The 14,520-nt window shown below is 47.1% G+C and carries 12 protein-coding genes; 3 read left to right on the plus strand and 9 right to left on the minus strand.

Annotated elements, in window-relative coordinates:
• Window positions 1–97: 97 nt before the first annotated feature.
• From MKY01_RS26470 to MKY01_RS26505, 8 genes are all read right to left on the minus strand, one after another.
• Entirely contained in the window at window positions 98–970 is an 873-nt protein-coding gene (locus tag MKY01_RS26470; protein ID WP_127548181.1) for a metal ABC transporter permease, read from the minus strand.
• Entirely contained in the window at window positions 970–1,929 is a 960-nt protein-coding gene (locus MKY01_RS26475) for a metal ABC transporter permease (protein ID WP_339284226.1), read from the minus strand. Before MKY01_RS26475 ends, MKY01_RS26470 begins: the two co-directional genes overlap by 1 nt.
• A 3-nt stretch (window positions 1,930–1,932) precedes the next feature.
• Window positions 1,933–2,754 carry a metal ABC transporter ATP-binding protein gene (locus MKY01_RS26480; protein WP_339284227.1) on the minus strand — a complete coding sequence of 274 codons (822 nt, stop codon included), beginning with the start codon at window positions 2,752–2,754 and terminating at the stop codon, window positions 1,933–1,935.
• 31 nt (window positions 2,755–2,785) lie between these two features.
• Window positions 2,786–3,730: a zinc ABC transporter substrate-binding protein gene (locus MKY01_RS26485; RefSeq protein ID WP_339287271.1), complete on the minus strand. Its 945-nt coding sequence runs from the start codon at window positions 3,728–3,730 to the stop codon at window positions 2,786–2,788.
• Between the two features lie 238 nt (window positions 3,731–3,968).
• Window positions 3,969–5,918, minus strand: a complete 1,950-nt coding sequence (locus tag MKY01_RS26490; RefSeq protein WP_164783271.1) for a penicillin-binding protein 2 — start codon at window positions 5,916–5,918, stop codon at window positions 3,969–3,971.
• A 396-nt stretch (window positions 5,919–6,314) separates the two neighbouring features.
• Window positions 6,315–8,354 (minus strand): penicillin-binding transpeptidase domain-containing protein, encoded by a 2,040-nt coding sequence (locus MKY01_RS26495; protein WP_127548176.1) that lies wholly within the window; start codon window positions 8,352–8,354, stop codon window positions 6,315–6,317.
• A 105-nt stretch (window positions 8,355–8,459) separates the two neighbouring features.
• Window positions 8,460–9,605: a transglutaminase domain-containing protein gene (locus MKY01_RS26500; RefSeq protein WP_036605735.1), complete on the minus strand. Its 1,146-nt coding sequence runs from the start codon at window positions 9,603–9,605 to the stop codon at window positions 8,460–8,462.
• A gap of 18 nt (window positions 9,606–9,623) precedes the next feature.
• Window positions 9,624–10,106 carry an ATPase gene (locus MKY01_RS26505; RefSeq protein ID WP_174806458.1) on the minus strand — a complete coding sequence of 161 codons (483 nt, stop codon included), beginning with the start codon at window positions 10,104–10,106 and terminating at the stop codon, window positions 9,624–9,626.
• 190 nt (window positions 10,107–10,296) lie between these two features.
• Here MKY01_RS26505 and MKY01_RS26510 point away from each other — a divergent pair, with 190 nt between their 5' ends.
• Window positions 10,297–11,472, plus strand: a complete 1,176-nt coding sequence (locus MKY01_RS26510; protein ID WP_127548174.1) for an MFS transporter — start codon at window positions 10,297–10,299, stop codon at window positions 11,470–11,472.
• Between the two features lie 563 nt (window positions 11,473–12,035).
• Window positions 12,036–12,383: a toprim domain-containing protein gene (locus MKY01_RS26515; protein ID WP_036605733.1), complete on the plus strand. Its 348-nt coding sequence runs from the start codon at window positions 12,036–12,038 to the stop codon at window positions 12,381–12,383.
• Window positions 12,384–12,457: 74 nt separating this feature from the next.
• Here MKY01_RS26515 and MKY01_RS26520 read toward each other — a convergent pair whose 3' ends face one another.
• Window positions 12,458–13,069, minus strand: a complete 612-nt coding sequence (locus MKY01_RS26520) for an SCO family protein (RefSeq protein WP_036605732.1) — start codon at window positions 13,067–13,069, stop codon at window positions 12,458–12,460.
• Between the two features lie 435 nt (window positions 13,070–13,504).
• Here MKY01_RS26520 and MKY01_RS26525 point away from each other — a divergent pair, with 435 nt between their 5' ends.
• Complete coding sequence (locus MKY01_RS26525; protein WP_036605731.1) at window positions 13,505–14,485, plus strand: metal-dependent hydrolase; 981 nt, start codon at window positions 13,505–13,507, stop codon at window positions 14,483–14,485.
• The last annotated feature ends 35 nt before the right edge of the window (window positions 14,486–14,520 follow it).

Here is a 14,520-nt window from a genome sequence, read left to right on the forward strand (position 1 = left end):
TGTAAAAGTAATACGACCAGACACGCAAAAAACCGCCTGCGATGCAGACGGCTTCTTATAATTTTATTTATTCACCTGTTATTCACTTAATCTTTCATTACCTTGCCGCGAATTTGCGACGAGCGTAACGGAATACGATGCCATGTTTCGGTGACAGCAGCAGTGCGAGAAGAAACAAAATTCCAGCAACAGCTACCATACAGCCCGCAATGGAAGCATCCAGGGCATATGCCATGATGTAACCTCCAACCGAGGATGCTGCTCCGATTAGGACGGCATACAGAATCATTTTGCCCAGACGATCAGTGAGAAGGTAAGCCGCCGCCGCAGGTACAATCAGCATGCCCACAACGAGAATCGAACCAACACTTTCAAATGAAGCTACGGACGTCATCGAAACGAGTCCCATGAGCAGATAGTGGAACAGCACTACTGGAATGCCGCAGGCCGCAGCCAGCGCCGGATCGAAGGCACATAGCTTGAACTGTTTGTAGAACAGCCCAATAACGACGAGGATGACTAGCAAAGTGATACCCAGCATCCAGACCGCCCTCGGCCCGACATCCGTACCTCCAAGGGTTAGCGTATCCCACTGTACATAAGCGATCTCACCAAACAAAACACAGTCCAGATCCAGATCAATATGCTGGGCGTTCAGACTAATCAGAATGACCCCTACTGCGAAGAGTGCTGTGAACACAATTCCGATCGAGGCATCAGACGACAGTCCACCCGCCTGCAAACTCTGTATGAAGAACACCGTCAGTAGTCCAAACACCGTTGCACCAAGTAGCATCCATAACGAATCTCTGGAACCACTCCACAGGAAAGCAATCGCAATACCAGGGAGGACCGCATGGCTGATCGCATCACCGACCAGAGCCATTCGCCGCAGAATCAGAAAACAACCGAGGATGGCGCAGGCGGAAGAAACCAATACGGCCGTTAAGATAATCCAAAACGTTGCCATTACATCTCCCCCCGTTCCTGCTGATTTCGTTGTGTGGCGAGAGTCTGGAGTGTGGCCCGCTCTTCACGCATATACGCCGATTTTGCCTGAATACTACGCAAACGTCGAGCTAATAATCCACGACGCGGAGCCAGTAAGGCTGACCCGGCAAACAACACCGTAGCCGCAAGAACGGTTACAGGTCCTGTCGGCAGATTAGGTACAAGCGTACTGAAGATAGTCCCTGTTGCACCACTCAATGCACCAAATATGCCAGCCAATACCACCATCAGTGCGAGTGAGTCGGTCCAGCAACGTGCCGCTGCTGCTGGGGTTACCAGCAAGGCCGCAACAAGCACGACACCAACGGCTTGTATTCCGGCCACCACCGCGATTACCGTTAAGAGCAGGATGAGCTGCTCCAACATGGCAACTGGCAGTCCCATACCTCTTGCAAAGCCTGGGTCAAAACTCACCAGTTTGAATTCCTTGAACCAAGCCAGACAGGCAATCAGCAATACGAGACATACACCACCCATGACATACACATCCGTCATGACCATGGATGCCGCCTGCCCAAACAAATATTTATCGAGTCCGCTTTGACTTCCGCTCGCCCCATGCTGGATGCGCGTCAGCATCACTACACCAACCCCGAAAAAGACGGTCAGCACAATTCCCATCGCCGCATCCTGCTTGATTCGGGAGTAGCGCGTAATCCACGAGATTCCGAAGGTAGCAACAATGCCAGCCACCAGAGCACCGAACAGGAATAATCCGACCGACTTCGTTTCCGTCAACATAAATGCAATACAGATCCCAGGCAGAGCAGCATGAGCGAGGGTATCCCCCATCAGGCTCTGCTTGCGAAGAAAGGTGAAGGAGCCAATAATTCCGCTACTGAATCCCAGCAACAGACAGCCAAGTAATATCCAACGTGTATTGGGGTCAGTTAAGATGGCAACGATCCAGTTCCACATGCACTACACCTGGCCTTTCTCCGTCCGGCTTCCGATCATCGCAATCCGGCCTCCGTACGTCTCTTGCAATGTATCCGGTACAAATACTTCACTTGTCGGCCCACCTGCCACCAGTCGTCCATTGAGCAGCAGCACATGGTCGAAGTATTCCTCGACTGTCGCCAGATCATGGTGAACGACCAGTACCGTCTTGCCTTGTTTCTTCAACTGTTCCAAAAGCGAAATGATCGCTTTCTCCGTGGTGGCATCGACACCTGCAAATGGCTCATCCATGAAATACAGATCCGCGTCTTGCACGAGTGCCCGCGCCAGAAAGACACGCTGCTGCTGTCCACCGGACAGCTGACTGATCTGGCGGTACATGTAATCACCCATGCCGACTTGCTCCAGGCAGTGTGCCGCCAGGTCTCGCTCCTTTTTCCCCGGACGACGGAACCATCCTAGATGACCATACCGTCCCATCATCACCACATCGAGTGCATGCGTTGGAAAATCCCAGTCCACCGATTCCCGTTGGGGCACATAACCGATGCGGCGACGTTGTTGCCTGTACGATTGTCCAAAGATCCGTACCTCTCCATGCATCTTCGGTACGAGTCCCAGAACAGCTTTGATCAGGGTGGATTTTCCTGCACCATTTGGTCCGAGAATTCCGATGAGCTGTCCTTCCGGAATATCGAAGGATACGCTGCTAAGCACAGGCTTTTTGTGATATGCAACAGCCAGATCCCTCACACTAAGAGGAGCCGATGTTGGCTGCGTTCCCTGCAAGTGACTGTTGTTCAGTTTCGTAGGAGTTTGTTCCAATAAAGTTGTATCTTCCATAATCCTGTAACTCCTCTCTTCATGTGATTCATTATTTCAGGGCTTCTACAATCGTCTCAACATTGTGGCGAATCATACCGATGTATGTGCCTTCTTCCGTTCCCTCAGCCCCCATGGCATCCGAGAACAGTTCGCCACCAATGCTGACTGTATGTCCTTTTTGAGCTGCTCCAGCAATGATGGCTTCCATCGCTTTTGCGGGTACACTCGATTCAACAAATACTGCTTTGATATGGTTATCTACGAGATAATCCCGCAGTTCGCTAACATCTTTTGCACCGTATTCGGCTGCTGTACTGATGCCCTGAAGCCCCATCACTTTCATGCCATATGCCTGACCGAAATATCCAAATGCATCATGCGCCGTAACCAATACCCGGCTCGCTTCCGGAATCTCCAGAATCTTCTCACGCACCTCGGCATCCAGTACTTCGAGCTTCGCCAGATACGCCTCTGCTTGAGCCTTGTATTCTTCCGCATGGTCCGGGTCCGCCTCCACGAGCGTATCGCGTACGGCTTCTGCCGCATGCATCCAGTGGCTGACGTTAAACCAGACGTGTGGATCATATTCGGTGCCGCCTGTATCTTTGCCTGAGTGTAACTCCTCAACTGGAATAGTCTCTGTAACAGCAGTAACCAGCTTGCTTGAGGACATTTTCTCCAAAATGTCTGTCATTTTGCCTTCAAGGTGCAGTCCATTATAGAAAATGACTTTTGCTTGTTCCAGCTTGCGAATATCACCTTGGGATGCCTTGTACAAGTGGGGATCAACTCCCGGGCCCATTAGCCCGGTAACATCAACATATGCCCCGCCTACCTCACGTGCTACGTCAGCGATCATTCCCGTTGTAGCGGTTACTTGTAGCTTGCCACCACTGCTCGTCTCTGCATCACTGGAACATGCCGTAAGTACAACAATCAGAACCAGAGCGGCTAGCGTAATGAACCCCCTCTGAATACTCCTCATTTTCACCATTAACAATTCAACCGTCCCCTTTCCCTCTCCTAAAATACTTGTCTACATCTAATTTTGTTGTACAAGGCATTAATTTTTAATCAATACTAATAATGTTTCCCTTGTGCAAATTTTATCCGAAGCCAAAAAAAAAGGCAAGGGATTATTTCCCCTGCCTGTCCAAATTCATATGTTGTTCACTTCATTAACCTGTTAGATGTGATGTTAAAAGAGCTAACTTCCGCGAGGTTCTTTTGCATTACTCTTTGTCTTTCCCTTCGCCTTTCTTACCTTTCGGCGTTCCATCGAGACCATACACTTCATCATATGCATCGAAAATTTTCCGTGCTATTGGTGAAGCACTGACTGATCCGAATCCACCTTCCGGTACAACAACGGCGACAGCAAGCTTTGGATTATCTCGTGGTGCAAAGGCAATAAATACACCATTCTCTTTTTTGTTCGGTCCGGTTCCCTGCTCTGATGTTCCTGTTTTCCGAGCATAATCGTAAGGGAAACCGTCAAATGCACTTACTTTGGTAACCATTCCTTTGTGCACTTCATTCCAGTGCGCATCGGCAAAATCAACTTCATTAAGCACCTTAGGTTTGATCTCTTTCACCACATTGCCGTCCGCGTCACGGATTTCCTTCACCAGATGTGGTTCCATGCGCTTGCCCTTATTGGCAAGCATGGTGGTATATTGTGCGAGTTGCATCGTAGTGTACTTGGCTTGTTGCCCAAATGAGGCAAATGCCAAACGTGTTAGAGCTGATTCGTCTTCATTAGTATATTCTAGCCTACCCAGAAATTCATTAGGCAGATCTACACCAGTGGACACACCCAAGCCAAATTCCTGCATGTGTTTGTGCCAGACATCGATGCCTTTCTCTGAGCCATAATTACGTAACAAACGTTTACCCACCATATCAATCATGAAGGCATTGGAGGATTTCTCAATCGCTCTTCTCGCCGTAATAGAACCATTATATGCAGAATGCGAGTTCTTCACTTGTCGTCCGTCTTTTCCCAAAACCGCATATCCCTGATCATGATAGGTCTCTCCTGCTGTAAATAATCCCTCTTTCAATCCAATCAGCACACTTAGCGGCTTGATTACTGATCCAAGAAGTACAACGGATTCCGCCCGACTAGGCTTGGCATCATTCGGTGGGAACGACTCGGTGGTTCCATTCCGGAACACATATTTGATTTTGTCATAATCCCAATCGTTCGGATCATAGTCCGGCATACTTGCCATAGCCACCACATTACCTGTATCCACTTCCATGGCTACTGCGTATCCGGTAATTGCCTTCGGAAGTCTGCGCAATTCGTCCGTTATCGCCTCTTGTGCGGCCATCTGAATTTCCTTGTTAATGGTGGAGACCAGACTGTAGCCTTTCTCAGGTGGAGTTTGTAACATCGTTCCATCTGGCAGATTACGTGCGTCAATATCAATGGATTGGTAACCGCTTCGTCCACGGAGTTCTTCCTGGTATTGAAGCTCCAGCCCATCGAAGCCAACCTTCTCTTCCTCATGATAGACAAGCCCTGGATCACGCTGGGTACTTGCTCCTTCACGGATGGCCTTATATTTGGCAATGGAATCTGGTGCTCGCTTGAACTCTCTTGTGTAACCCACAACCTGAACCGCTACGCCATCCGGGTCATATTTTCTTATGTTTTCTTCCAGCACCATAACGCCTGGATATTCCGCTTTTTTCTCCATGAAAAAGGCAATTTCTTTGGTCGATAGATCCGACTTCACAAGCCTCGGCACATACCCAAACGTTTTCTGGTAATCCAGATCCAATCGTTTGATGATCTCTTCCCCGTCCGGCTGCTCTTTGTCCCCTGGATTAAACTGCTTAAACACAGCCGCCAGATCATGAGCCAGTTCCTCTGCTTCCTGTCTACGTTCATCATTCCGATAATCCTCATATAACAGCACATACAGGGACTGTACAGGTTCGGAATAAGCGAGCGCGACTTCCCCTGTCGCATCATAGATGGGACCACGAACAGGTGCGAGTGGAATGTCTTTGGTATTACGACTCGTTTCCATATACGTCAGTTCAGGACCCTCCACAAACTGCACAAAGGCTAATCTGAAAATAAGGATACTGAATATGACAAATGCCGCGAAAAAAAACAGATTCAGCCTTGCGGTGGAAGGCTTGTTGACGGGTGTATCTTCCTCAGTCATGGGTTTCTTCCTCAATCGGTTAAACATGTTTTAAGCCTCTCCCGTTCCTCTATAAAAATAAAATATTTAATCCGTCTTGTGAACGCGTTCAATCCGATTTTTAATCCTTTCTCATACAAGTCTACCAAAGGTTAGCTGTCACGTCTTTCAATATTTGGTTACATTTTCGTAAACAGAACTTTTACACTACCCCATCTACCGGTTTCAATGTAAACACTGACATATCAACGTTGTCCCGCTCTCCAGATCGCGTTTACCCTTCCCTTATATAAACGTGGTACAGCTCATATGGTTACATATTAATGCAACGAATTAGTTCACTCTTACAATCCATTCTCCACGTAAAAACAAAAAAGAGGACCCACGAAGGGTCCCCTCTGTAACCAATGCCTCACATTACTGTGTGCCTGATTCCGAATCTGAATCTTTATTTTTGTCCTTTTTCGGTACACCGTCGAGACCGAACTCCTCGTCATAGGCATCGAAGATCGCACGTGCAACCGGAGCCGCACTACTGGAACCAAAGCCCCCTTCGGGGATAACCACAGCGACAGCAAGCTTTGGATTATTACGTGGTGCATAGGCAATGAACACCCCATTATCAACGGGTTTGCCACCTACTACCTGTGTCGATGTTCCTGTTTTTCTGGCAAAGTCATAAGGGAATCCGCTAAATGCCGAAACTTCGGTGGCCATGCCTCGTTGCACTTCATTCCAGTAGGCATCGTTAAACTCTACCGTGCTGAGTACCTTCGGTTTTACCTTCTCGACCACGTTGCCTTCAGAATCCCGGAACTCTCTAACCAGTTGTGGCTCCATCCGCTTTCCTTTGTTCGCCAGCATTGTCGTGTACTGAGCAAGCTGCATCGTTGTATATTTTCCTTGTTGACCAAAGGAGGCATACACCAGCTTGGTCAAAGAACTCTCGATGCTCTCCTTACCATATTCTTTGCGCCCAAGATATTCATTAGGCAGGTCAACACCTGTGGAGATACCTAACCCAAATTTCTCCATGTATTCGTCCCACACGTCGACACCCTTTGCACCATACTTGGAGTAAAGCTTTTTACCAATTTCGTCAATCATGAACACGTTCGAGGAATGACGAATCGCATCACGAGGATACATTGCACCATACACATGCCCTGATGAATTCTGCACTCTGCGATTGTCTCCACCAAAGGTCGTTGAACCTCTATCTGAATATACGGTATTTGTAGTGAAGAAACCTTCTTTCAAACCGATCAATACACTAAGCGGTTTAATTGTAGAACCAAGCAATACAACAGATTCCGCCCGTTTACCTGAATCGTCTGGCGGGAATCCACGAATGGTACCATTTTGATAAATATATTTTATGTTGTCGTAATCTTCAGAACTTATACCGCCAGTTCTCCATACGTTGGTATCATAATCCGGCATACTCGCAGCAGATACGATTTTCCCGGTATCCACTTCCATTGCAACTGCAAATCCGGTCTTTGCATTCGGATGCAATTTACCGGAAACCGGATTCCGATGAAGCCAACTCAACTGATCCAGAATGGCCTGTTCTGTTTTCACCTGAACATTCTTGTTAATGCTGGAAATCAGGTCGTACCCTTTCTGCGGCGGGGTAGAGCCTGCTACACCTTCAGGCAAATTACGCAAATCAACATCAACGGATGTATATCCGCTTTTGCCGCGGAGAGCATCCTGATATTGCAGTTCCAGTCCATCAAAACCAACGAATTCGTTCTCTGTATACACCAGGCCCGGATCCGTTTGCGTTTTATTGGCCTCGTCCACCTCTTTGTATTTGTTCAAGGACTTCGAACTTCTGAACTTCTTCAGATAACCGATGGTCTGAACCGCTACCGTATCCGGATCGTAGAATCGTACACTCTCCTCGACGATCTGAATACCTTTGAACTCGTCCTTGTGCTGTAGGAAATAAGCAACTTCTTCCTCGGACAGATCACTCTTGATCAGACGTGGCATAAAACCGTTCGCTTTGCGGGAGTTCAAGTCCATCTCTTCAATAATTTTCTCCATCGTAAGTGGCTCTGAGTCCTTCAGCTTGTACTGTTCAAACACATCATGCAACCGGGTTGCAATATCCTGCACTTCCCCTATGTTAGGACTCGGTTTCCCATCAACATCCCCATAGTTTTTATACAGTGTCAGGTAGAGAGACTGAATGGGCTTGGAGTAAGCCAACTTCACCTCACCTGTAGAATCATAGATCGTGCCTCTCACAGGAGGAAGTGGTACATCCTTGGTAATGTTACTTGCTTCTTCCTGGCTAAGTTCAGGCCCTTCCACGAATTGCAAAAAGGCCAAGCGTACAATAATAACGCTAAAAATAACAAAGGAAGCGAAGAAAAATACGTTCATTCGGTAACTGAAGCGCCGTTTGTCCGTAAGTTCATCCTTCTCATTGGAATGTTTTTTCATCCATCCTACCTCTTTCATGACTTGATGCATACCACTCAAACTGATTCTCCGCGGCATGATAACCTGGCAACGTCGTCATATTCCGGACCCATGTCCGTTGTATTGCTAAGCTGATTGATCCTTTAGATGGGTGTCGGCAAAATTCGGAGGATTAAACCAGTCTCCACTGATCGCCCATGTCGGGTCAAGCGGAACCCAGCTCTCGGAACCACTCAAATACACCTCATTCCACGCATGCGGACCGTACCCTCCCTGGCCGTTATAACCAAGTCCTGTAACAACTTTGACTTCAAGTCCTTGTGAACGGGCCATCACGGCATAAAGACGGGCATAATCAATACATACGCCTTTGCGTGTATCAAATGTATTCTGTGGATTTTGTTCATGCCATATGCCCTTTTGCTCATAGTCATCCACTTTACCATAGTCATACTGAATACGTGAACCTACCCAGTCGTAAAGCGCTCTTGCTTTGGCTTCATCTGTCGATTGGCCTTTGACAATCTCACTCGCTGCAGATTCAATATCCGTCGGAATATTGTGGTCGATGACTTCATATTTGCGTTGCAGGATGCCGCCCAGTTCCTTCTGCACAGCCTGCGTAAATACGGGTAGCTTGTCCTTAATGAACGTGCCGGACAACGGTTCGATGACTGATTTGGCCCCTTGCATATAGATCGGGGATGCTTCCACATATCGGCTGAACATGCTTCCAGGGTAAAGACTGACAATCATGAACAAAACTGCGATGACAATCATTCCGCGGACGGAGCCTATGATCGTGCCAATGAATGCACCCGTCAAGCGACTAAACATACCTTTAGGCGCACTTTCCTCGGCTGACCTCTGCCTGCTACTAAAAATAAATGAAGAGAGAAACCCGAGAATCAGTCGGATGAGTCCATAGCTAAGTACAAATAATACAGCGAACCGCATCAGCGGAAAATCTGCAATCGCCGTAACCAACGTATAATACATCTGTTCCCACCGGTTCAACTCACGGTTAGGCATGGCTGAAGCATACTCAGACAGCCACTGCTGTACATATGGCGCAAGCCACAACGTTAAACCGATCGACAACAGAATACCAATGACCGCCATAATGCCATCCATCAGGAACCCAAAGAGTCTGCCTGCTGAACGCGAAGCCCCTCTGGACCAACCCTGCAATAATGAAGCAGCCACAATCAGCAACAGCATAATCGTGATGCCATTCAATTCCTTCAGGCTGTCCAGCCAATTCTGCAGCACGTACCGATTCCCCCTTTACTACGATGCTGGTGCTGTTTTGTTCTCCTGTGCCTGTTCGACAAACGTACGTATAGTTTCATTGTCGAGTTTCCATTCGCCAAGTGAAATTCCGCGGAAGGTCACATCAACTTTATCCGATTGAGTTCTGCCCTTAATCTCCACATTGGGACTTGTGATGGTGAACGCTCCATCCTGTCCTTTGACGTATTTCGCTTTGGAAGCCTCCTTAAGCATCATGCTGGTTGCTTCCTTCTTCAATGTGTCCATCGTGCTGGATTGTACGTCTGTCACTGTCTGTTTGATCTGATCAATGGAGATGCCGCTGTATATCAGTAGAGCCGCAATAATGATGATGGCAATCGCCCATTTCAATACGGTTTTGACCACATTTAGAACAAAGAACAATATGATCAATGCAACCACGATCACCAGCCAGTTCTGCATCACAAACTCTTTGATTACTTCTATGTTCATGACTACACCTTCCGTATTAGAATTCATTCGTAACACTCCCGAATATTATACATGATTTCCGAAGCTGCTGTCAGCTAAGCCCTCTCCCTTAAAAATAAACGGTCTAAGTTCGTCCCGCCGGGCGTACAAGTAGTACCATGAGGTTCTGCCGGGCGAACGGGGAACACGTTCAAGACCTGTAGTTTGAACATGCATCGCTTAACAAGGAGGGGCTTATGTGAAAACGGCCATCTGGCTATACCTGTTTTTGTTCCTTGCCGTATTTGATTTGCACGCCCAGTATCCGATTCTGACCCCTTTTGCCATCTCGCTGGGAGCCGCCCCTACTTTCATTGGCTGGATGATGGGCATCTATTCCTTAACACATCTTCCTGGCAATCTGATTGCTGGAACACAAATCGATAAACATGGCAGTCGCCGCTACATTGTATTCAGTCTGCTCGGTGCAGGATTCATCCTGCTCCTGCAAGCCTATGTCCAGACACCATGGCAACTGCTGGCGCTGCGTTCCATCAGCGGTTTTGTACTGGCCTTCCTGTCTCCTGCATGTCTCGCTCTGCTTGCACAGTTATCCAGCGATCCGGTGAAACAGGGGAAGTATATGTCGGGTCACGGGGTAGTGCATACCCTCGCGTCTGTCGTATCACCAGCAGCCGGTGCGATCATTGTGGGTTCCATGGGATTTTCTGCTACATTCTCAGGATTGGGCTATCTGCTTATTCTCACAGGTGTCATTGCTTTCATGACCATGCCTCGTGGTATCGTCAAACAGCATGAGAAAGTAACGGTACCTGCTAAACCTGACGCTTCACCAGCAGATGCCACAAGCGCATTCCTGCCGGTGTCCTGGCGATACTTCGCCTTGCCTCTGGTGATTGCCTGTGCCCAAGGGATTCTCTTCTTCGAATTACCCCTGCGGGGCGGAGGACAATCGTCCATCATGTCTACCGGACTGCTGTTCTCTATAATAAGTATTGGGGCACTCTTCACACTCAGCATGTTATTCCTCAACCGGTATTCCCCCAAGCTGCGTCTGGTTGCGGGCGTGCTGTTAATGTCCTTGTGTTTTTTTGTGATGGCAGCCATTCCGCAAGTTCCGTTGTCTACTGTATTATTTGTACTTGGGATGTCCAAAGGCATCATCTTTCCAGCTATGGCAACCCTATTTATCCGTCTGAGCGGAGGAAGCAAGTTGGGCCGCATTTTCTCGTTGCAATCCATTGCCACCTCCATCGGCTCTTTCATCGGCCCCATCACAGCCGGGCAACTTCGTGTCGGGTTATCACCCTATTTCATCGCGTTTCTTTTGTTAATGATTGGTATGTTGCTGCTTCCATACTATACATCCAGACGCGAAGCTCCCCTGTCCGATCCGAAAAGTATATTGAATTAAATTCCGATCAGACTCTGTGTCCTTACCGTAATGGCATCAATTAGGCCAGTATTTTCATTAGCTTTGCATCATTCCCCCATTTACAGCTAAACTATATAAAATGGACTAACGTTTTACACGTTAATAAAAGCTAACTGGGAAATCTATCTTTTACAATCACCGAAGGTTTTATCTTATTGAAGATCATTAAGGTTGAACAATTAGCCAAAAGTAGTGAAGGGGACGGAATCGATTTTGAAGAAGCGGTAGCGTTCGCCTAAAAGCTTTCTGTAAGAAAGCTGCTTCGAAAGCATAAGCTGTCTCCAAATATTAACTTTATAAAAGCAAATCAGAAATATATGGAGACAACAGCGATCGGAAGAACGATCCGTAACCGGAACGGCCACTAAAGCTATTACTGACCTAATGATGCATTTATGAAATAAGACCTCAAACTTGATGTTTTGTTCTAACCAGTTAGCAGTCGTGTAAAGAAAGGAGTCCATTTTATATAATCAGTCGATTTTCGCTGCAACATTTCCCGGGGAATGTCGACATAAGCTCTCGAACAAGAGGTGAATATCATGCCTATTCATGTCATTGTGGAAGGTAAGAATGACCGAAGCAAACTGAAACGTCTGGTTGGACCCGAAATCAACATTCTATGTACGTTTGGAACACTTAATTCCCTCAAGCTGGAGACTCTGCGCAAGCAGGTCGGTTATGATGAAGTCTTTTTATTTATGGATAATGACAGTTCCGGCAAAAAAATTAGAGGTGTACTTCGGGATGCTTTCCCGGATGCAGTACAGATGTATACACGACGAGGATATGCGGGTGTGGAAGGAACACCTGATGAGTATATCATTGCCCAGCTGGAGAAGGCCGGGTTAGAGACATACATCCAATACCCTGAACATCCTTCCTATTAAAATGAAATACCAAAAGGCTGCCTTTGGATTGATATCCAACCAGAGGCAGCCTTTACAGTATGATGATCAGATGATTATTCCTTAATCAGATTGCGAATATCCTCGGCAATGACAGCAGGCACAACGTCCTCTGTATTAAATGCATTATATACCTTGCGTAGCTGGTTGTTCTCATCCACCAGACCAATCATATTCATATGGGCAAAATCATCCTTACTCTCCCCATCGATCAGGATCTGGAATGATTCCCTGGCGAACTGTTTTGTTTTGTCCATATCCCCTCGCAAGAAGTACCATCCGGAATAATCCGCGTGGAAGCGGTCCGCAAACGTCTTAATCTTCTCTCTTGTATCGACTTTCGGGTCGAATGAAATAGATACAAATGAGACATCTTTACCAAAGGTGTCGTCCTCTTTCAACAGATCCTGCACCTGGGATAACGTAAAGGTCGTAATAGGGCAGACATCCGGACAACTGGTGAAATAAAAGTAGAACAAGCGGACTTTCCCTTGAGTATCCTCCAGCGATACTGTACTGCCATCTACATTTTCCATAGAAAAGGATTGGATTTCACGAATCTCGGGTAATTTTTCCTTACTGGCAAATACGGTGCCCCACATCAGATACACAGCCATAATCAGTGCGAGCCCGAGCAGCATCCATGTCCATTTGTACTTTTTCAGCATCTTCCTCGTCCCTTCTGCATCTTTTCTTATGAATACGCATACATATGTGAATCCAAAATCACGTCCGTTTCGCTTTATCCATCTACTGTGACATATGTATTCAAAGAAACCTACTTTTTATGAGATTCTATATTATTGTAACGGTTTAAAGGAACAATGCCCATAAATTATTTTAGCATTGTATATCATTCGAATAGTATCGTACGTTCTCTGGCGATTTTCTCACTGTATCCGATATAAAGTTTATCATAGGAAATGCCAAAATAGTTTGACAAACTACGTACATTTATTGGGTATGGCACAGGAAATTGTCATAACTTTGAAATTAGGGATGTTTTGCATCCTGACAAACGGATATTATACACTATATATGGGTATCACCTAGATAGAGAAGTAATATGCCTTAGAACGATATACCACACAAAGGAGACGTTTATGGATACCTCTACACATTTTGTCATGGGGATTGGTCTAGCCGGTCTGGCTTATGTCGATCCTGTCGTCGCGGCGAGTCCCATGCTTGCAGCTGCGGTAATGGTTGGCACGATCGCCGGTTCCCAGGCCCCTGACATTGATACTGCGTTACGTCTCAAAAGCAATTCGCTTTACATTCGGAATCATCGGGGCTTGTCACACTCTCTGCCATTTCTCCTGTTATGGGTTTTGCTCATCACCGGCGTCATTGCACTGATATTCCCTGGTGTCCCTATTGGACACGTTGCCACCTGGACCGCTGTGGCCGTAGGCTTTCACGTATTCACCGATCTGTTCAACACCTATGGAACCCAAGCCGCCCGGCCTTTTACGGAACGCTGGATCGCCTGGAACATCATTCATATTTTTGATCCGTTTCTATTCACTACACATGTCATAGCTATCCTGTTATGGGCCTTTGATCTGATCGCCCCTGCACCACTCTTCGTTACGTTGTATAGTTTGACCGGTTTATATTATATATGGCGAACGATTGCTCGTGCACAAGCAGTCAGAAAAGTTAGACGTCTCGACAACAGCCCAGAGCAGGCAAGATACATCGTCATTCCAACGATATCCTGGAACCGCTGGCATGTGGTTAAACGAGTTGAGGACGGCAGTTATGTGATCGGTAAAATGGATGGTTCTAATCTGGTATGGAGTCTGCACGCCTCGTCTTCTACTCACGCGGCCGTTGCTGCTTCACGCAAATCGCCGGAAGTCAGTGCCTTCCTCTATTTCACCTCCTATGCGGTGGCAGAGGTTGAAGAACTGCCTGCTGGTTACAAGGTCCGCTGGGCAGATGTACGTTATCGACACCGGAAACAATATCCATTTGTCGCTGTGATTGTGATGGATCGGAATTTTGAGACGATTGATACGTATGTAGGCTGGTTAAGCGATGAGAAAATGGATAAAAAACTTTTATCTGCACGCCCTTGACGAAGTGAGCATGGCAAGGCACAATCAGACATAGG

The organism is Paenibacillus sp. FSL R5-0486 (assembly GCF_037975155.1).
Classification (GTDB): Bacteria; Bacillota; Bacilli; order Paenibacillales; family Paenibacillaceae; genus Paenibacillus; species Paenibacillus amylolyticus.

Excerpts from the sequence above, each read along its gene's own strand:
- MKY01_RS26520 (WP_036605732.1), bottom strand. The coding sequence starts at position 13,069 with ATGCTGAAAAAGTACAAATGGACATGGATGCTGCTCGGGCTCGCACTG.
- MKY01_RS26495 (WP_127548176.1), bottom strand. The coding sequence starts at position 8,354 with ATGAAAAAACATTCCAATGAGAAGGATGAACTTACGGACAAACGGCGC.
- MKY01_RS26515 (WP_036605733.1), top strand. The coding sequence starts at position 12,036 with ATGCCTATTCATGTCATTGTGGAAGGTAAGAATGACCGAAGCAAACTG.
- MKY01_RS26490 (WP_164783271.1), bottom strand. The coding sequence starts at position 5,918 with ATGACTGAGGAAGATACACCCGTCAACAAGCCTTCCACCGCAAGGCTG.
- MKY01_RS26475 (WP_339284226.1), bottom strand. The coding sequence starts at position 1,929 with ATGTGGAACTGGATCGTTGCCATCTTAACTGACCCCAATACACGTTGG.
- MKY01_RS26480 (WP_339284227.1), bottom strand. The coding sequence starts at position 2,754 with ATGGAAGATACAACTTTATTGGAACAAACTCCTACGAAACTGAACAAC.
- MKY01_RS26470 (WP_127548181.1), bottom strand. The coding sequence starts at position 970 with ATGGCAACGTTTTGGATTATCTTAACGGCCGTATTGGTTTCTTCCGCC.
- MKY01_RS26485 (WP_339287271.1), bottom strand. The coding sequence starts at position 3,730 with ATGGTGAAAATGAGGAGTATTCAGAGGGGGTTCATTACGCTAGCCGCT.
- MKY01_RS26525 (WP_036605731.1), top strand. The coding sequence starts at position 13,505 with ATGGATACCTCTACACATTTTGTCATGGGGATTGGTCTAGCCGGTCTG.
- MKY01_RS26505 (WP_174806458.1), bottom strand. The coding sequence starts at position 10,106 with ATGAATTCTAATACGGAAGGTGTAGTCATGAACATAGAAGTAATCAAA.